Annotated in this window: 16 protein-coding genes; 12 read left to right on the top strand and 4 right to left on the bottom strand. The window is 62.4% G+C overall.

Going from position 1 to position 18,205, the window contains the following annotated elements:
- Window positions 1-39 precede the first annotated feature (39 nt).
- The 10 genes from AC1D1B_RS23895 (at window position 40) to AC1D1B_RS23850 (ending at window position 12,679) form a co-directional block, all read left to right on the top strand.
- Window positions 40-1,014 carry an amino acid ABC transporter permease gene (locus AC1D1B_RS23895; protein ID WP_477334959.1) on the top strand — a complete coding sequence of 325 codons (975 nt, stop codon included), beginning with the start codon at window positions 40-42 and terminating at the stop codon, window positions 1,012-1,014.
- Window positions 1,011-1,754, top strand: a complete 744-nt coding sequence (locus AC1D1B_RS23890) for an amino acid ABC transporter ATP-binding protein (protein WP_477334957.1) — start codon at window positions 1,011-1,013, stop codon at window positions 1,752-1,754. The genes AC1D1B_RS23895 and AC1D1B_RS23890 overlap by 4 nt, the downstream gene beginning before the upstream one ends.
- Window positions 1,755-1,832: 78 nt before the next feature.
- Window positions 1,833-2,435 (top strand): ANTAR domain-containing response regulator, encoded by a 603-nt coding sequence (locus tag AC1D1B_RS23885; protein ID WP_477334955.1) that lies wholly within the window; start codon window positions 1,833-1,835, stop codon window positions 2,433-2,435.
- 2 nt (window positions 2,436-2,437) lie between these two features.
- Entirely contained in the window at window positions 2,438-3,676 is a 1,239-nt protein-coding gene (locus AC1D1B_RS23880; protein ID WP_477335402.1) for a CmpA/NrtA family ABC transporter substrate-binding protein, read from the top strand.
- Window positions 3,677-4,019: 343 nt separating this feature from the next.
- On the top strand, window positions 4,020-5,348 hold the full coding sequence (locus AC1D1B_RS23875; protein ID WP_477334953.1) for a CmpA/NrtA family ABC transporter substrate-binding protein: 1,329 nt from the start codon (window positions 4,020-4,022) through the stop codon (window positions 5,346-5,348).
- Between the two features lie 138 nt (window positions 5,349-5,486).
- Window positions 5,487-6,383 (top strand): nitrate ABC transporter permease, encoded by an 897-nt coding sequence (ntrB, locus tag AC1D1B_RS23870; RefSeq protein WP_477334951.1) that lies wholly within the window; start codon window positions 5,487-5,489, stop codon window positions 6,381-6,383.
- Between the two features lie 10 nt (window positions 6,384-6,393).
- The gene (locus AC1D1B_RS23865) at window positions 6,394-7,191 is read left to right on the top strand and encodes an ABC transporter ATP-binding protein (RefSeq protein WP_477334949.1); all 798 of its coding nucleotides are present in this window, start codon (window positions 6,394-6,396) and stop codon (window positions 7,189-7,191) included.
- A 4-nt stretch (window positions 7,192-7,195) separates the two neighbouring features.
- Window positions 7,196-9,646, top strand: a complete 2,451-nt coding sequence (nirB, locus tag AC1D1B_RS23860; RefSeq protein ID WP_477334947.1) for a nitrite reductase large subunit NirB — start codon at window positions 7,196-7,198, stop codon at window positions 9,644-9,646.
- 5 nt (window positions 9,647-9,651) lie between these two features.
- Window positions 9,652-9,981 carry a nitrite reductase small subunit NirD gene (nirD, locus tag AC1D1B_RS23855; protein WP_477334945.1) on the top strand — a complete coding sequence of 110 codons (330 nt, stop codon included), beginning with the start codon at window positions 9,652-9,654 and terminating at the stop codon, window positions 9,979-9,981.
- A gap of 4 nt (window positions 9,982-9,985) precedes the next feature.
- Window positions 9,986-12,679: a molybdopterin-dependent oxidoreductase gene (locus AC1D1B_RS23850; protein ID WP_477334943.1), complete on the top strand. Its 2,694-nt coding sequence runs from the start codon at window positions 9,986-9,988 to the stop codon at window positions 12,677-12,679.
- Between the two features lie 36 nt (window positions 12,680-12,715).
- Here the strand turns inward: AC1D1B_RS23850 and AC1D1B_RS23845 are convergent, their stop codons facing one another.
- From AC1D1B_RS23845 to AC1D1B_RS23830, 4 genes are read right to left on the bottom strand one after another with little or no spacing between them, the layout of a single operon-like run.
- Window positions 12,716-12,907 (bottom strand): hypothetical protein, encoded by a 192-nt coding sequence (locus AC1D1B_RS23845; protein ID WP_477334941.1) that lies wholly within the window; start codon window positions 12,905-12,907, stop codon window positions 12,716-12,718.
- Between the two features lie 14 nt (window positions 12,908-12,921).
- Complete coding sequence (locus AC1D1B_RS23840; protein WP_477334939.1) at window positions 12,922-14,049, bottom strand: WD40 repeat domain-containing protein; 1,128 nt, start codon at window positions 14,047-14,049, stop codon at window positions 12,922-12,924.
- 13 nt (window positions 14,050-14,062) lie between these two features.
- Window positions 14,063-14,386 carry a hypothetical protein gene (locus AC1D1B_RS23835; RefSeq protein WP_477334937.1) on the bottom strand — a complete coding sequence of 108 codons (324 nt, stop codon included), beginning with the start codon at window positions 14,384-14,386 and terminating at the stop codon, window positions 14,063-14,065.
- On the bottom strand, window positions 14,383-14,856 hold the full coding sequence (locus AC1D1B_RS23830; RefSeq protein ID WP_477334935.1) for a hypothetical protein: 474 nt from the start codon (window positions 14,854-14,856) through the stop codon (window positions 14,383-14,385). The genes AC1D1B_RS23835 and AC1D1B_RS23830 overlap by 4 nt, the downstream gene beginning before the upstream one ends.
- A gap of 555 nt (window positions 14,857-15,411) precedes the next feature.
- Here AC1D1B_RS23830 and AC1D1B_RS23825 point away from each other — a divergent pair.
- Both AC1D1B_RS23825 and AC1D1B_RS23820 read left to right on the top strand, forming a co-directional pair.
- Window positions 15,412-17,085 (top strand): aromatic/alkene/methane monooxygenase hydroxylase/oxygenase subunit alpha, encoded by a 1,674-nt coding sequence (locus tag AC1D1B_RS23825; RefSeq protein WP_477334933.1) that lies wholly within the window; start codon window positions 15,412-15,414, stop codon window positions 17,083-17,085.
- A gap of 54 nt (window positions 17,086-17,139) precedes the next feature.
- Window positions 17,140-18,201, top strand: coding sequence for a 2Fe-2S iron-sulfur cluster-binding protein (locus AC1D1B_RS23820; protein WP_477267631.1), 1,062 nt, complete (start codon window positions 17,140-17,142; stop codon window positions 18,199-18,201).
- The last annotated feature ends 4 nt before the right edge of the window (window positions 18,202-18,205 follow it).

The raw sequence follows: 18,205 nt of genomic DNA, 5'->3' as shown, positions 1-18,205 counted from the left end.
GCTCTAAGCGGGCTGCCGACCATTCGAGGGGGACAGGCTATGCTCTATCCGGATACCGTCGAAGCCGAGATTCTTGTGCACAAACCATGGTTTGTGGCTACGATGTTCGGCGTTGTCTTTGCGATCTTCCTCGCCTTCAACCTGACGTCGACGAGCTTCGGCGAATTGATGCGCCCGGTCATCGGCGAACCGTCGCAGAGCGGCCTCTATGGTCGGTTTGCCATCGCCTTCGTGATCGCGCTTCTGTTCGTCCTCAATGTCGTCCTGATTGGCTTCGCCTCGCTGCGTGTCCAGATCGCCATCGTCTGGTTCGAACTGCTGCTGCTCTTCCTGGCCTTCTTCGCGACCTTTCATCTCAGCCTGCCCTTCATCTGGGAAAAGCTGCCATTCCTGATTTCCCAGGGCGTGGTGACCACGCTCTACGTCTCGGCCATCTCCATCGTCATTGCGTCTCTCATCGCCATTCTGGGCGCCGTCGCCAAGCTCTCCACCAATGGCTTCGCCTATGCCATCGCCAGCTTCTACACCTCGTTCTTTCGCGGCTTGCCACTGTTGATGCAGGTCTATCTGATCTATCTCGGCCTGCCGCAGCTCGGTTTCGTTGTTGGCGCCGTCCCGGCCGGCATACTGGCGCTGTCGTTATGTTACGGCGCCTACATGACCGAGATCTTTCGGTCCGGCATCCAAAGCATCGACCGTGGCCAGTGGGAGGCGTCGCGCTCGATGGGCTTCGGCTTCTCGTTGACTATGCGCCGCATCATCCTGCCGCAGGCGCTGCCGGTGATCATTCCGCCGACCGGCAATCAGTTCATCTCCATGCTCAAGGACAGTTCGCTGGTGTCCGTCATCGGCGTCTGGGAGCTGATGTTCCTTGCCCGTACACTCGGCCAGAAGACCTTCCAGCATATGGAGATGCTGATCTCGGCCTCGGTCATCTACTGGATGCTGTCGATCTGCCTCGAACTGATCCAGTCCCGTATCGAACGGCACTACGCCAGGAGCAAGGTGCGATGAGCGCTGAAGCCATCATTGAAGCCAAGGCCGTTTCCAAATGGTACGGCCAGTTCCACGCGCTGAAGGACATCAATCTGACGGTCCACAAGGGCGAGCGGATCGTCATCTGCGGGCCGTCCGGTTCGGGCAAGTCAACGCTGATCCGCTGCTTCAACCGCCTCGAAGCGCATCAGGAAGGCGACATCACCGTGAACGGCATCGAGCTTCATCCGAAGATGAAGAACGTCGCCGACGTGCGCAGCAATGTCGGCATGGTCTTTCAGCACTTCAACCTGTTCCCGCACATGACCGTGCTGATGAACTGCATGGCCGGACCGATGTGGGTCAAAGGCGTTTCCGCAGCCGAAGCGCGCAAGACCGCGCTTCAGTTCCTGGAGCGCGTGCGCATCCCCGAACAGGCGAACAAATTCCCGGTCCAGCTGTCAGGCGGTCAGCAGCAGCGCGTCGCCATCGCCCGCAGCCTGTGCATGCAGCCGGCGGTGATGCTGTTCGACGAGCCGACCTCGGCGCTCGATCCCGAAATGGTGTCGGAGGTTCTCGACACCATGACCGGGCTTGCGCGCGACGGCATGACGATGGTCTGCGTCACCCATGAGATGGGCTTTGCCCGCGCGGTCGCCGACCGTGTGATCTTCATGGACGCCGGGCAGATTGTCGAAGAGGGCAAACCGGACAGTTTCTTCGGCAACCCCCAGCACGCACGGACCAAGCTGTTTCTCAGCCAGATTTTGAAACACTGACCAAGCTGCATCGTTTGATCCAACTGATCGCACGATGCCGCATTGCACAATTTTTTCTGCTTAAGCAGAATGCCGGGCATGGTCCGATCTTCCTTAGCCGTCCTGGTGATCGACGAAAACCGCATCCGCGCCGCGATCATCGAGGCCGGTTTGCGCGAGGCCGGCCATGAGCGCGTCACCGTTGTCCACGACGTGACCGGCATTGCACGGCGCATCGCCGAGATCGAGCCGGACGTTATCGTCATTGATCTCGAAAACCCGAACCGAGACATGCTGGAAAACATGTTCCAGCTGTCGCGCGCGGTGAAGCGGCCGATCGCCATGTTCGTCGACCGCTCGGACCAGGCCTCGATCGAGGCAGCCGTCGATGCCGGCGTTTCGGCCTATGTCGTCGATGGTCTCAGACAGGAACGCGTCAAGCCGATCCTCGACATGGCGGTCAGCCGCTTCAACGCTTTCTGGCGCATGGCGCGCGAACTGGAAGAGGTTCGCGGCGAGCTTGAGAGCCGCAAGGTCATCGATCGCGCCAAGGGCATATTGATGAAGTCGCGCGGCCTGACGGAAGAGGCCGCCTACACGCTGCTGCGCAAGACGGCGATGAACCAGAACCGCAAGATCAGCGACATTGCCCAGAGCCTGGTGACCGCTGCCGGGTTGCTCGGGCCGTCGGAGGAAGAATGAGCATGGACGCCGAGCACCAGATCACCGCCGGCTTTATGCCGCTGTTCGACAGCGCCGTGCTGGTTGCGGCCGGCGAGCTTGGCTTTGCTACACGCGAAGGCATAGATCTCACACTGCACCGCGAGACCTCCTGGGCCAACATCCGCGACCGCATCGCCATCGGCCACTTCCATCTGGCGCATATGCTGGGACCGATGCCGCTCGCCTGCAATCTCGGGCTGACGCCGCTCGCTTCAGAGACCATCGTGCCGTTTTCGCTTGGGCTCGGCGGCAATTGCGTCACCATCTCCAACGCCGTCTGGGCTGGCATGGCGGCGAATGGGGCAGCACCCGATCTCGATCCGGCGCGCGCCGGTGCCGCCCTTCGTGCGCTCATTCGCGAGCGCGCCGGGGCCGGTGGCGATCCGCTGCGCTTTGCCGTGGTGCACCCGCATTCGGGGCACAATTACGAACTGCGTTACTGGCTCGCCGGGTGCGGCATCGATCCCGAGCGCGAGATCGAGATCGTCATCGTGCCGCCGCCCTTCATGGCCGATGCGCTGGCCGCAGGGCGGATCGACGGCTACTGCGTCGGCGAGCCCTGGAACAGCGCCTCTGTCGCTGCCGGCACCGGCCATATCGTCACCGTCAAGGCGCTGCTGTGGCGCAATAGCCCGGAGAAGGTGATCGGTGTGCGCAAAGCCTGGGCCGAGCAGTCCCCCGGGGCGCTGGCGGCGCTCTTGCGCGCGCTGCATCACTCGGCGCGCTGGTGCCAGGATCCGGGCAACCACGCCGAATTGGCTGGTGTGATGGCTCAAGCTTGCTTCCTCGGTCTGCCGCCCGCTGTCCAGATGCCGATCCTGACCGGTCACCTCCAATTGGGCGGCGGCGCCGAGCTGGATGTCGACGACTTCTTCCTGCCCTTCGACAAGGCGGCAAATTTTCCGTGGAAGAGCCACGCGCTATGGTTCTACACGCAGATGGTGCGCTGGGGGCATGTGGCGCACACGCCGGAAAACCTCGCTATTGCCCGAGACTGCTACCGTCCCGACCTCTACCGCTCGGCGCTAAAGCCGCTTGGTGTCGCGCTTCCCGGTGCCAATGCGAAGGTCGAGGGCGCGCTGAAGATCGCGACGGCGGTCGGTGCGACCGGGGCAGGCCTGGTGCTCGGGCCGGACGGCTTCTTCGACGGCCAGATCTTCGACCCCGATGAGATCGATGCCTATATCGCCAGTCAGAAATCAGGCCTGATCCGAGCCTGATCATTTTCGCGCCATTCTTGTGCATTGCACAAAAAATGTGCGTGCGATTGCTCTAATGAACAATCTTTGACCTGCTTGCCATATAGCCTGGCACCTCGGTAGCTGGCGTATTGTGCTGATTTAATTGATGTTTTTCATATTCTCACAAACTGGCACGGTTCCTGCTTTGAAATAGCCAGGCCCTTCGCGGGTCACGGAACAGGCGTCCAATGGCGGGCGCCACAGGCAAAGCTGCCGCTCAGGTCAAAACGCGATCCCGGATGTACGGATGCGCGAGGCTTGGACGGCGGCTTTTTTGTTTTGGGTCAATCGAAGGCGCCCTCGCGTTCAACCGGAGATCACGATGAAAGAAACGATAGAGAAATGGATCGGGACGGGAACATCGCTCAAGGATGTGACGCGTCGCGATTTTCTTGTCAGCAGTGCCATGACCGCAGGTCTGTTCGTCGCGGCTCGCAAGCTCTTCCCCTCGGGTGCGTATGCCGCCACGACCGCTCCGGAAGTCACCGGCGCCAAGCTCGGCTTCATCGCGCTGACCGATGCGGCACCGCTGATGATCGCCAAGGAGAAGGGGCTGTTCGCAAAATACGGCATGCCCGATGTCGAGGTGCTCAAGCAGGCTTCCTGGGGCGCGACGCGCGACAATCTGATGCTTGGCGGCGCGGCCAACGGCATTGACGGTGCCCACATCCTGACGCCGCTGCCCTACCTGATGCACACCGGCAAGGTGACGCAGAACAACCAGCCGATGCCGATGGCGATCGTGGCGCGGCTCAACTACGACTGCCAGGGCATCTCGGTCGCGCAGGAATACGCCGGCACTGGTGTCGGCCTCGATGCCTCCAAGCTGAAGGACGCCTTCGCCGCCAAGAAAGCGGCCGGCAAGGAGATCAAGGCCGCCATGACTTTTCCGGGCGGCACCCACGATTTGTGGTTGCGCTACTGGCTGGCCGCCGGCGGCATCGATCCCGACAAGGACGTCTCGACCATCGTCGTGCCGCCGCCGCAGATGGTGGCCAACATGAAGGTCGGCAACATGGATGTCTTCTGTGTCGGCGAGCCATGGAACGAGCAACTCGTCCACCAGGGCGTCGGTTTCACTGCCGCCACCACCGGCGAACTGTGGAAGGGCCATCCCGAAAAGGCGCTCGGCCTGCGCGCCGAATTCATCGACAAATATCCGAACGCCACCAAGGCGATCCTTATGGCCGTCATGGAAGCGCAGCAATGGTGCGAAGCCATGGAGAACAAGGACGAGATGGCCGCCATCATCGGCAAGCGGCAATGGATGAACGTGCCTGTCGCTGACATCATCGGCCGCCTCAAGGGCGACATCAACTACGGCAACGGCCGCGTCGCCTCCGGCACCGATCTCTACATGAAATTCTGGAAGGGTGGCGTCTCCTATCCCTACAAGAGCCACGACAGCTGGTTCCTCGCTGAAAACATCCGTTGGGGAAAATTCGCGCCGACCACCGACATCAAGGCGCTGGTCGATCAGGTCAACCGCGAGGATTTGTGGCGCGAAGCGGCGAAGGATCTCGGCGTTGCGGCGGCCGATATTCCGGCGTCGTCGTCGCGCGGCGTCGAGACCTTCTTCGACGGCAAGATCTTCGATCCGGCCAACCCGTCGGCCTATCTCGACAGCCTGAAGATCAAGGCGTCGGCCTAGGCCGGCGCAAACGGTGCCCAAGGCGCCGTTTGTCGCCCTCGCAACGGCGCTTCGCGCCGTTGTCGCTCTCAACTCCGACCCCGGCGCAAGCGGCGTCAGCCGCTTGTCGCCAGAGATACCCAGGGAGCTTCCCCAGACATGTCGATCCAGACTATTGAGGACACCAAGGTGAAGGCATTTCCCACGCCCGCCAAGCCGGCCGCGGTGATTGCCTTCACCGCCAAGGCGCGGCGCCGCTTCGATCCAATCGCGATCGCCGGCAGTCTTGCCACCGCCCTGGTGCCGCCGGTCATCGTCATCGCCCTCATGCTGGTCGTCTGGCAGATCGCCTGCTCGTCGCCGACCGCCAGCCTGCCGCCGCCGAGCCAGGTGTGGAACGAGGCTTATGATCTGATCGCCCATCCGTTCTTCAACAATGGCCCGCAGGATATCGGCCTTGCCTGGCGGGTGCTGATCTCGCTGCAGCGCGTCGCCATCGGCTTTGGCCTGGCGGCGATCGTCGGCGTTGCACTCGGCGCGCTGGTCGGCCAGTCGATCTGGGCGATGCGTGGCCTCGATCCGGTGTTCCAGATCCTGCGCACCGTGCCGCCGCTGGCATGGCTGCCGCTGTCGCTGGCTGCTTTCCGCGATTCCAGCCCATCGGCGCTGTTCGTTATCTTCATCACCTCGATCTGGCCGATCATCATCAATACCGCCGTCGGTGTGCGCAACATCCCGCAGGATTATCGCAACGTCTCGCGCATCCTGCGGCTCAACCAGTTCGAATTCTTCGTCAAGATCATGGTGCCGGCCGCCGCGCCCTACATCTTCACCGGCCTCAGAATCGGCATCGGCCTGTCCTGGCTCGCCATCGTCGCCGCCGAAATGCTGACCGGCGGCGTCGGCATCGGCTTCTTCATCTGGGACGCATGGAACTCGTCGCGGCTGCCCGACATCATCGTCGCGCTCGCCTATATCGGCGTCACCGGCTTCTGCCTCGACCGTCTGGTCGCGGCGGTCGGCGCCTTCGTCACCCGCGGCACAACGGCAAAGTGAGGAGAGGGTGATGACCGCCTATCTGAAACTCGACCATATCGACAAATCCTTTACCCGCGGCAGTCAGGTCAGCGAAGTGCTGAAGGACATCAGGCTGACCATCGACAAGGGCGAATTCGTCTCGATCATCGGTCATTCCGGCTGCGGCAAGTCGACCTTGCTCAACCTGATCGCCGGACTGACCAGGGTCTCCGCCGGTGCCGTGCTGCTTCAGGACAAGGAGGTCGACAGCCCCGGACCCGAGCGCGCTGTGGTGTTCCAGAACCATTCGCTGCTGCCATGGCTGACCGTCTACGAGAACATCAGCTTGGCGGTGTCGAAAGTCTTTGGTCGTACGAAGAGCAGAGCCGAACGGCATGAATGGATCATGCGCAATCTCGACCTGGTGCAGATGGCGCATGCCAGGGACAAGCGGCCGGCCGAAATATCGGGCGGCATGAAGCAGCGCGTCGGCATTGCCCGGGCGCTCGCCATGGAGCCGAAGATACTGTTGCTCGACGAGCCATTCGGGGCGCTCGACGCGCTGACGCGCGCCCATCTGCAGGACGCGGTGATGGACATCCATTCCAGGCTTGGCTCGACAACGATCATGATCACTCACGATGTCGACGAGGCGGTGCTGTTGTCCGACCGCATTGTCATGATGACCAACGGTCCGGCGGCGACCATCGGCGAGGTGCTTGCGGTACCGCTAGCGCGGCCACGTCGACGCGTCGAGCTCTCGTCCGATCGCACCTTCCTGCGCTGCCGCGAGGCGGTGCTGAAGTTCCTCTACGAACGCCACCGCTTCGTCGAAGCCGCGGAGTAGCATCATGAGCGAAAAACTCGTCATCATCGGCAACGGCATGGCCCCCGGGCGCATGCTGGAGCATCTGCTGGAACAGGCGCCGGGCCGCTACACCGTCACCATCTTCAACGCCGAACCGCGGGTCAATTACGACCGCATCATGCTGTCGCCGGTGCTGTCGGGCGAAAAGGCTTTTGAGGAAATCATCATCCACGGCGACGGCTGGTACATCGCCAACAACATCACCCTCTACAAGGGTCACAAGATCGTCGCCATCGACCGCGAGGCGAAGACCGTCACCTCCGATCACGGTGTCACCGAGCCATACGACAAGCTCGTCATCGCCACCGGCTCGGTGCCGTTCATCATTCCGGTTCCCGGCCATGATCTGCCGGGCGTGTTGACCTATCGCGACCTCGACGACGTGCAGGCGATGATGCTCGCCGCGCAATCGCGGGCCAAGGCCGTGGTCATCGGTGGTGGCCTGCTCGGGCTGGAGGCGGCGGCCGGCCTCAATTCGCAAGGCATGGACGTCACCGTGCTGCATGTCATGCCGACGCTGATGGAGCGCCAACTCGATCCGGCGGCAGGCTATCTCTTGCAGCGCGCCGTCGAGCAGCGCGGCATCAAGGTCATCACCAAGGCCAACACAAAGGCGATCACCGGCAACGGCAAGGTCGGGCAGGTAGAGCTCGCCGACGGCATGGTCATCCCGGCCACGCTGGTAGTCATGGCGGTCGGCATAAGGCCGAATTCGGCGTTGGCCAAGCAGGCCGGCATTGCCGTCAATCGCGGCATTGTCGTCGACGCCGGCATGCGCAGCAACGATCCTGACATCTACGCGCTCGGCGAATGCGCCGAGGTCAATGGACAGGTCTACGGGCTGGTGGCGCCGCTCTACGAGATGGCGCGCGTTGCGGCACGCCAGCTTGCTGGCGACGAGGCAGCCGCCTTCGTCCACATGGACACGCCTACCAAGCTCAAGGTCACCGGCATCGACCTGTTCTCGCTGGGTGACTTTGCCGAGGGCGAGGACCGCCAGGAGATCGTGCTGCGCGACGCCGCGGCCGGCGTCTACAAGCGCCTGGTGCTCAAGGACGACCGTATCATCGGCACCGTGCTCTACGGCGAGACGGCGGACGGCACCTGGTTCAACGACCTGAAGAAGAAGCAGACCGACATATCCGAAATGCGCGACACGCTCATCTTCGGCCAGTCCTACCAGGGGGGTGCCCCGCTGGACCCTATGGCGGCCGTTGCAGCCTTGCCGGATGATGCGGAAATCTGCGGCTGCAACGGCGTCTGCAAGGGCAAGATCACAGGTGCGATTTCAGGCAAAGGCCTGACCTCGCTAGACGACGTGCGCGCCCACACCAAGGCGTCCGCCTCCTGTGGTTCCTGCACCGGGCTGGTCGAGAAGCTGATGGTGCTGACCATCGGCGACAAATACAATCCGGCCGCCGTACAGCCGATGTGCGGCTGCACCACGCTTGGCCATGACGAGGTGCGCCGGCTGATCATCGCCAAGAGCCTGAAGACCATTCCGGCCGTCATGCAAGAGCTGGAATGGACGACCTCCTGCGGCTGCGCCAAATGCCGGCCGGCGCTCAACTATTACCTCGTCTGCGATTGGCCGGATGATTATGCCGACGACTACCAGTCACGCTTCATCAACGAGCGCGTCCACGCCAACATCCAGAAGGACGGCACCTATTCGGTTGTGCCGCGCATGTGGGGCGGCGTCACCAATGCCGCGGAACTGCGCGCCATCGCCGACGTCGTCGACAAGTTCGAAATACCGATGGTCAAGGTCACCGGCGGACAGCGCATCGATATGCTGGGCATCCGCAAGGAGGATCTGCCGGCGGTGTGGGCCGATCTCGGCCAGGCCGGTTTCGTCTCCGGCCATGCCTATGCCAAGGGGTTGCGCACCGTGAAGACTTGCGTCGGCTCCGACTGGTGCCGCTTCGGCACGCAGGATTCGACCGGGCTCGGCATCCGCATCGAGAAATTCATGTGGGGCTCGTGGACCCCGGCCAAGGTCAAGATGGCGGTGTCGGGCTGTCCGCGAAACTGCGCCGAGGCGACCTGCAAGGATGTCGGCGTCATCTGCGTCGACAGTGGTTACGAGATCCATTTCGCCGGTGCCGCCGGCCTCGACATCAAGGGCACCGAGGTGCTCGGCATGGTCAGGACAGAAGACGAGGCGCTGGAGCATATCGTGGCGCTGACGCAGATGTATCGCGAGCAGGGCCGCTATCTCGAACGCATCTACAAATGGGCAAAGCGCATCGGCATTCCCGAGATCAAGCGCCAGATCATGGATGATGGCGAGAAGCGCAAAGCCTATTACGAGCGCTTCGTCTTCAGCCAGAAATTCGCCCAGGTCGACCCGTGGTCGGAACGCGTCTCCGGCAAGGACAAGCACGAATTCAGGCCGATGGCTTCGGTCGGGTTTGCGCAGGCGGCGGAGTGATGGAGATGAACTGGGTATCGATCGGCTCCCTCTCAGACATTCCCCGCCGCGGCGCGCGCTGTGTCGCCACGCCGGAAGGCAAGGTCGCGGTCTTCCGCACCCAGGACGATCAGGTCTATGCCATCGATGATCACTGCCCGCACAAGGGCGGGCCGCTGAGTCAGGGCATCGTCCACGGCACGGCGGTGACCTGTCCCTTGCACAACTGGGTGATTTCGCTGGAGACCGGCAAGGCGCTCGGCGCGGATGAGGGCGTGGTGCGAACCATTCCGGTCAGGATCGAAGGCGAGCATCTGTTCATAGCGCTGGAAGCGCTGGCCAGCCGCGCGGCTTGAACCCATGGAAATCGACGCAGCGCGCGAGGTGAGGACCACCTGCCCCTATTGCGGGGTGGGCTGCGGCGTGCTGGCGAAGGTCGCCGCGGACGGTGAAGTCAGCGTCCGCGGCGACCCCGATCACCCTGCGAATTTCGGCCGGCTTTGCTCGAAGGGTTCGGCACTCGCCGAAACCATCGATCTTGACGGCCGGCTGCTCCATCCGGAGATCGGCGGCCGCCGTGCCGGCTGGGACGAGGCGCTCGATCTCGTCGCTTCGACCTTCTCGCAAACCATCGCCGAGCATGGCACGGACTCGGTCGCCTTCTATGTCTCCGGCCAGTTGCTGACCGAAGACTACTATGTCGCCAACAAGCTGATGAAGGGCTTCATCGGCTCGGCCAACATCGACACCAATTCGCGCCTCTGCATGGCCTCATCGGTGGCCGGCCACCGCCGCGCCTTCGGCTCCGACACCGTGCCGGGAACCTACGAGGATCTTGAGCTCGCCGACTTGATCGTGCTGGTCGGCTCCAACCTCGCCTGGTGCCATCCCGTGCTTTACCAGCGTATCGCGGCTGCCCGGGAAAAGCGGCCCGACATGAAGATCGTGCTGATCGATCCGCGCCGCACCATGACCGCTGACATCGCCGACCTGCATCTGGCGATCGCGCCGGATGGCGACACCGCTTTGTTCACTGGGCTGCTCGCCTGGCTTGGCCAGCATAATGCGCTGGACCGCGCCTATATCACCGCGCACACGACTGGCTTCGGACAAGCGCTTTTCGCCGCCTCGGCACTCGACCTTGCCGGCGTCGCCACGGCCACGGGCCTCAGCGAAGACGAGCTCGGCCGCTTCTACAGCCTGTTTGCCGCCACCGCGAAGACAGTGACCGTCTACAGCCAGGGGGTGAACCAGTCATCGCAAGGCACCGACAAGGTCAACGCCATCATCAACTGCCATCTCGCCACCGGCCGCATCGGCAAGCCAGGAGCAGGGCCGTTTTCGGTGACCGGCCAGCCCAACGCCATGGGCGGCCGCGAGGTCGGCGGCATGGCCAACATGCTGGCCGCCCATATGGAGATCGAAGACCCGGAGCACCGTGACGGCGTGCAGCGTTTCTGGAAGGCGCCGGCCGTTGTGCAAAAGCCCGGTTTGAAGGCGGTCGAGATGTTTCAGGCGCTTGCTGACGGACGCATCAAGGCGCTGTGGATCATGGCCACCAACCCGGTCGATTCGATGCCGGACGCCGATGCCGTCGAAGCTGCTATCAAGGCTTGCCCATTCGTCGTGGTGTCGGACGTGTTGGCCAAGACCGACACGATCCGCCACGCCCATGTCCGGCTGCCGGCCGCCGCCTGGGGCGAGAAGGACGGCACCGTCACCAATTCCGAGCGCCGCATCTCGCGCCAGCGTGCGTTCCTGAACCTGCCCGGAGACGCGCGACCCGACTGGTGGATTGTCGCCGAGGTCGGCAAACGGATGGGTTTTGGCGAAGCGTTTTCTTATTCGTCGCTGGCGAAAATCTTCGCAGAACATGCCGAGCTATCGGGTTTCGAGAATGATGGCGCGCGCGATTTCGATATAGGAGCTTATGCCGGGATCGATGCGGCGGGGTATAGAGAATTGGCCCCGTTCCAGTGGCCGGCGCCGAGTCGACAAGAAAGGGACACTCTGGCTGGATGTAACCCTTCCAGCATCCGCTTCTTCGCCGACGGTAATTTCTACACACCCGACCGCAAGGCGCGCTTCATCGCTATCCGCCCAACCGTCGAGACACGCACCAGCCCGAACTATCCGCTGATCCTCAACACCGGCCGCGTCCGTGACCATTGGCACACCATGACGCGCACAGGCAAAAGCCCGCGGCTGTCCCAGCACATCGCCGAGCCTTTCGTCGAAATCCACCCGGCGGATGCCGGGCATCATGGCATCAGCGACGCCGACATCGTGCGCATTTCCAGCCCGCGCGGCGATGTGCTGGTGCGCGCGCTGGTGACAGCACGCCAGCGCCAGGGCAGCCTGTTTGCGCCGATGCACTGGACCGATCAGTTCGCTGCAAGAGGCCGGCTTGATGTGCTGACCGCCCCGCTGACCGACCCGATTTCTGGCCAGCCGGCGCTGAAACATGTGGCCGCCCGCATCGAGAAATTCTCCGCAAAGGCCTTCGGTTTCGCGGTAATGCAACAACTGCCAGTGGCGATTGCCGCAAGCTACTGGGCCGTGGCCAAATGCCGGAGCGGTTGGCGGGTGGAACTGGCCTTTGCCGATGACGACATCGACTGGGCCGCATTCGCCAGTTCGTTGTTCGGCACGCCACCCGGGGCCGAAATTCTTGCCTACCACGATCGCGACGCCGGCCAGCATCGCATCGCTGCCTTCGACGCTGATCGCTTATCGGGAGCACTGTTCGTCGCGCCCGGCCCGGTCGCCGTGTCGCGCGGATGGGCGGCGGAACAGCTTGAGGAGAACCACCATGGCCAGCGCGAACGATTCCGCATCGTCGCCGGTCGCGCTGGAGCCGAACGGCCAGATGCCGGCGCGATCGTCTGCACCTGTTACGGCGTCGGGGCCAACCAGATCGCGACGGCCGCGGCGGCCGGCTGCACGACCGTAGATGCCATCGGCGGCGCCCTGAAAGCGGGCACCAATTGCGGTTCCTGCCGGGCTGAGATCAGGGCTATCATCCAGGTCAATCGGGTTCAGGCTGCAGAATAGCTGCGGGTCGCCCGAGGAACGGACCGTCTCGTCGATCTAGTTGGTCTTCAGCTTGCCAACGCGATTTTCAGCGATCCAGCGGGCGGCAAGTACCAGCGCGCCCATGCTGAAATCCTTGCCATGCTTGGCCACCATTTCTTCCGAAAGCTCGGCCAGCCGTTCGAAAAATTCGTCCTTGCTCTTGTCCTCGGCGGTGAGTTCGGCCTGCATTTCATCCTCCTGTTTCATGTCGGCTGCGTCCGCTATTTGAACATCTGCCCGGGGAAGGTGACGATCGCGGCGGTGCCGTCAACGGCGCCCGCGGCCAGGTGTCGTCCATCGCCGGACCATGCAAGCGCGGTGACCGCGCTGCCCAGCGGCCTGACCAGCAGCTCGTCCCGGCTGCCGGTCTGAGCGACTATGATGCGTCCATTGGCATAGCCCGCCGCAATCAGCTTCTTTTCCGGGTGTGCCGCCACCGCCTCGACAAGAACCAGCCCGGCGCGGCCTGTCTCCAGCGCGCCGGAGGTTTCGCCGCCAACCGGCGGCGCCGTCATCGACCAGCCGGCGATCCGGAAGGCGCCCGAGGCAAACAGCGCATCCGCGGGTTGGCTCCAGCACATTGTCCGAACCGGTGATGGAAATCCCGCGACGACGTCCGTTCGGCCATCGGCCAGGCTGACCAGCGCAAAGCCTCCTGTTTCGAGCCCGCAGGCCAACCATGTGCCATCGCTGCTCCAGCGGATCGACACCGGTCGCGCTGGAAGGGAGATATCGTGTATCAAGGCTGCATCGCCTTCGACCGCCCAGATCGACAGCCTTTCACCAACGCCGCAGGCGAGGCGCCGCCCGCCTGGCGAGAAGGCGAGGGCATCTGTTGACAATGTCACACCGCGTCCCAGTTGCACGGCATCGCCTTGGCCACGCGAGAGAAAGACATCATGCCCATTGCTGACGGCTGTCGTGTCCGTCCTTGTGCTGTGGTCGATGGCCAGGATCGGTCCATCGATCTTGACCAGGGAGGCCTCGATTTCACCGCCGGCGGTCAGATGCTGCACGTCGCCGCTGGCCGCGCCGACCAGAAAGCCGGAATGCGCGTGGGCGGCGATCGGAACATCGCCATCTCCGAATGCCGCTGTGGCGATCAGCGGCACTGGTGGCTTCTCCCTGGGGCGGATCGTCGTCTGCCCGAGATCATGGCTCACCCTGAGCCGCGATTCCGGAGGCTCGTGATCCGCGACCGTGGCTATGGCGACGGTTCCGTCCACCGAGGTGAAGGCGACAGCCGTACCGTCGGTGCTGAAGCGCAGATCGGCGATCGCCGACGGTCGCTGCCAGCTGCGGGCCAGGAGGTCGAACAAGGTCAGGCTCTGCATCGTCTGCTGGTTCATGTTCTCTCTCCCGTCAGTTCTTGTTCGCCGTTGCGACGAGCCGGCGATCAAGCTCCTCGATGTCGGCTTCGACAGCTATGATGCGATCCTCACAAGCCGCGCATGCCTGCACGATTGCCGTCATGCTCTGCTCAGCCTCATGCAAGTCCCGCACCAGTTGCGCATTGGCGCCGCTTCTGCCGATCTCCAACTCCAGGCGCAGCAGGTCCATTTCGATGCCGGCGCGTTTCTGGTTGAGCCGCATCGCTTCCGCGGTGAGGGCGGAGACGCTGGCGACGAGATCGAGCCGGTGAGCAAGCAGCGCGTCGCGCCTGGCCGTTTCGGATCCTTCGGTCATTTTTCGCTTCCCAAAAGCCAAGGCGGTTTTTCAAAAGCCGACAGCAGTTTGGGCAATGTGCCGGCCTGCGACTGGAACTGTTTTTCGGCCGTTTCGATATGGCTCTTGAGCTGGTCCCAGATGTCGACACGGATCATCGATGTCGTGTCGCCGGTCAGGCGCTCGATCTCGTCGACACGGAACTGACGCGTCAGTGAAACGCCTGAAAACACGAAGTCGCGCAACAGGATGGCATGGCTTTCGATGAACAGATGGATCATCGGATGCGTCTCCGTGGTGACGCCGCCGGCGGCAAGCTCGGCCCGGATGAAGTCCTGGAAATGGCTCTGCAGGCGGTGCTGGCTCTCGCCCATGAAGCGCATGACAAACACCAGATCGCGGGGCATCAGCTTGACCAGGTCGCCGGTAACGCCATCGGCATGGCTGGACATTGGTCCGGTTGGCTCGCTTGCGCCCCTGTCGTTCGGCATTGTCTTTCTCCAGTGCCAGGCTGGCCCCAAGGGCCGTCGCCTTCAAATAATAGAGAAAGACAAAGAGTTAAACAGATAATATGGTTTTTGATATTTTGCTGCGATTGCTAACTAGATATATTGCATGTGCGAATATACGGTAAATATTACAGGCGTAAGTTACAACTGTAAAAGAACGTTACAGTTGAGCGTCGGATCGCTTGCCGAAAGGGCGACGGTCTTGTTTTGAATGCCGGCCATGAGCGCTATTTTAAAACTGGCACGACGCTTGCTTTGTTCATTTTCATAAGAAGCCCATCGCGCTTGACGCGGTGCCAAAAGAACGAAGGAACGGAGGAAGCAGAACCGCTTCGATACGCCCATCGCACATGCGGTAGGCGTCGCGGATCCCTGCCAGACGCCTCGAAACCTTTGCCCCGATCCACTTGAACGGCCGGACCTCGAGTCGTGCCTCGACGCGCAACGCTTTGTCATGCCGATCGCATTCTCACTGGCGGTGCTTTGCCGCTTCATGCCGGGGTCAAGGGACCTGCGGCTCAAACCTGGTGGAGGCTTATGACCATGACGTCTCTGACGCTCAACAAGATTACCTCGCAACGCGGAATTTCCGTCGGCGAGGCGACCAAGAAGATCGCCGATCTCGGCTGGAATCCTTCCTACGTGCAGGAAGCGATGACATTCCCGACCGACTACAAGATCAACAAGACGCCGCGCGACCCGATGAAGCAGGTGTTGCGATCCTACTTCCCGATGCAGGAAGAGAAGGACAACCGTGTCTACGGTGCGCTCGATGCCGCATTGCGCGGTGACATGTTCCGCAACGTCGAGCCGCGCTGGGTCGAGTGGATGAAGCTGTTCCTGGCTATCATTCCCTTCCCGGAAATCTCCGCCGCCCGCTCGATGGCGATGGTCGCCCGCATTGCACCCGGCGAAGAACTCCGGACCGGCTTCACCATGCAGATGATCGACGAGTTCCGTCACTCGACGATCCAGATGAATTTGAAGAAATGGTACATGGAAAACTACATCGATCCGGCCGGCTTCGACATCACCGAGGAAGCCTTCGGAAAATGCTACGCCACCACCATCGGCCGGCAGTTCGCGGAAGGTTTCATCACTGGCGATACGATGACCGCCGCCTGCATGTACCTGACGGTGGTCGCCGAGACCGCCTTCACCAACACACTGTTCGTCGCCATGCCTTCGGAGGCCGCCCGCAACGGCGACTACGCGCTGCCGACCGTCTTCCTGTCGGTGCAATCCGACGAGAGCCGGCATATCGGCAACGGCCACTCGCTGCTGATGGCGGCGCTCAAGGAGCCGGAGAACCATCTCTTGCTCGAGCGCGACCTGCGCTACGCCTTCTGGCAGAACCACGCCATCGTCGATGCGGCCATCGGCACCTTCATCGAATACGGCACCACCAACCGCGACAAGAACAAGGAATCCTACGCGGAAATGTGGCACCGCTGGATCTATGAGGACTACTACCGCACCTACATGCTGCCGCTCGAGAAATACGGCATCAAGGTCCATCACGACGATGTCCAGGCGGCCTGGGAGCGCATCACCAAGAAGAATTACGTCCACAAGGTCGGGCAGTTCTTCGCGGTCGGCTGGCCGGTCAATTTCTGGCGCATCGAAGCCCAGACCGACAAGGACTTCGAGTGGTTCGAGCACAAGTATCCAGGCTGGTACGCCGAGTTCGGCGAGTTCTGGAAATGGTACGCCAAGCTCAGCCACAAGGGCGAGAAGGTGCTGCTGTTCAACAGCGACGTCGGCTACGTCTACCCGCACCGCTGCTGGTCGTGCCTCGTTCCCTGCCTGATCCGCGAGGACATGGTGGTCGGCGAGATCAACGGCGAACTCTACACCTTCGCCCACGAACTCGACCGCTGGACCACGATGGTCGCCTTCAACGACGAGTATGAGGGCCGTGCGACGCCCGCCATGGGCCGCTTCAGCGGCAAGCGCGAGTGGGAGACGCTCTATGACGGCTGGGATCTGGCCGATGCCATCAAGGACCTGAACTTCGTCCGCTCCGACGGCAAGACACTGGTTCCCCAGCCGCATCTGCGCTTCGACGACAAGGAGATGTGGACGCTCGACGATGTGCACGGCAACACGCTCGGATCGCCGCTCAACGCGCTGCGTGGCATGTCGCCCGCGGACCGTGAGAAGCACCTGGCGGAGTACCGGGCCGGCTTCACCATCAACCCCTGCAACTGATCAGGCCAAAAGGGGGGCGGGTTCGTCCCGCCCTTCTTTTCACTGGAGGTCCGTATGTCGGAAACCCACACGGTCAGGCTCAGCCCGGTCGGCGTCGAATTCGAGGTCGAGAATGGCGAAACGGTGCTCAACGCCGCATTTCGCCAGGGCATCGCCCTGCCGCACGGCTGCAAGGAGGGGCAATGCTCGGCCTGCAAAAGCGTGTTGCTCGAAGGCGAAGTCGACATGCTGAAATACTCGACCTTCGCGCTGAACGACATGGAGAAGGAAAGCGGCCACGTCCTGTTGTGCCGTTGCATCGCCTACTCCGATCTGGAAGTCGAGCTTCTCAACTACGACGAGGAGATTTTGGCGAAAGCGATCGCCGTGAAAACGTACAAGGGCCGGATTGCTCGCATCGAGCAGCTGACCCACGACATTCGCGGCATCGAGATCGAACTCGGCTCCCCAATGAAGTTCTGGGCGGGGCAATATGTCGACATCACGGTTACCACGCAAAAAGGGGAGACGATTACGCGCTCGTTCTCCATGGCAAATACGCCGGACCAAACCCAGAAACTCTCCTTCATCATCAAAAAATACCCTGAAGGAAAGTTCTCAGGCGAACTCGATTCCGGAGGCATCAGGGCCGGAGCCGAAGTCACCGTCGTCGGACCCTACGGAACCTGTTTCCGCCGCGACGAACGGCAAGGACCCCTGATCCTGGTCGGCGCCGGATCGGGCATGTCGCCGATCTGGTCGATCCTCAACGACCATCTGAAGAGCGGTGAGAAGCGTCCCGTGTATTTCTTCTACGGCGCCCGCACCCGCAACGACCTGTTCTACCTCGACAGGATCGCCGAGCTGGTCGGCAATCATTCCGACGTCACCTTCATTCCCGTGCTGTCGCACGCCAATGACGACGCCGAATGGCAGGGCGAACGCGGCTTCGTTCACCAGAGCGTCGACGCCATGCTCAAGCAACTCGCGGTCGACGGGCAGGGCGATGTCCATGCCTGTGGCCCGCCGCCGATGATCGATGCGCTGCAGCCGGTGCTGTTCATGAACGGCTTCGAAACGGAGCGGATCTTCTTCGACAAGTTCACCACATCGGCAGGTGCAACGCCGGCCCATTGAGGGC

It is taken from the genome of Mesorhizobium sp. P2_C5_2, from assembly GCF_056404535.1.
Note: the sequence above shows the minus strand (reverse complement) of the source record. Positions and strands in the feature narration are given on the sequence as shown.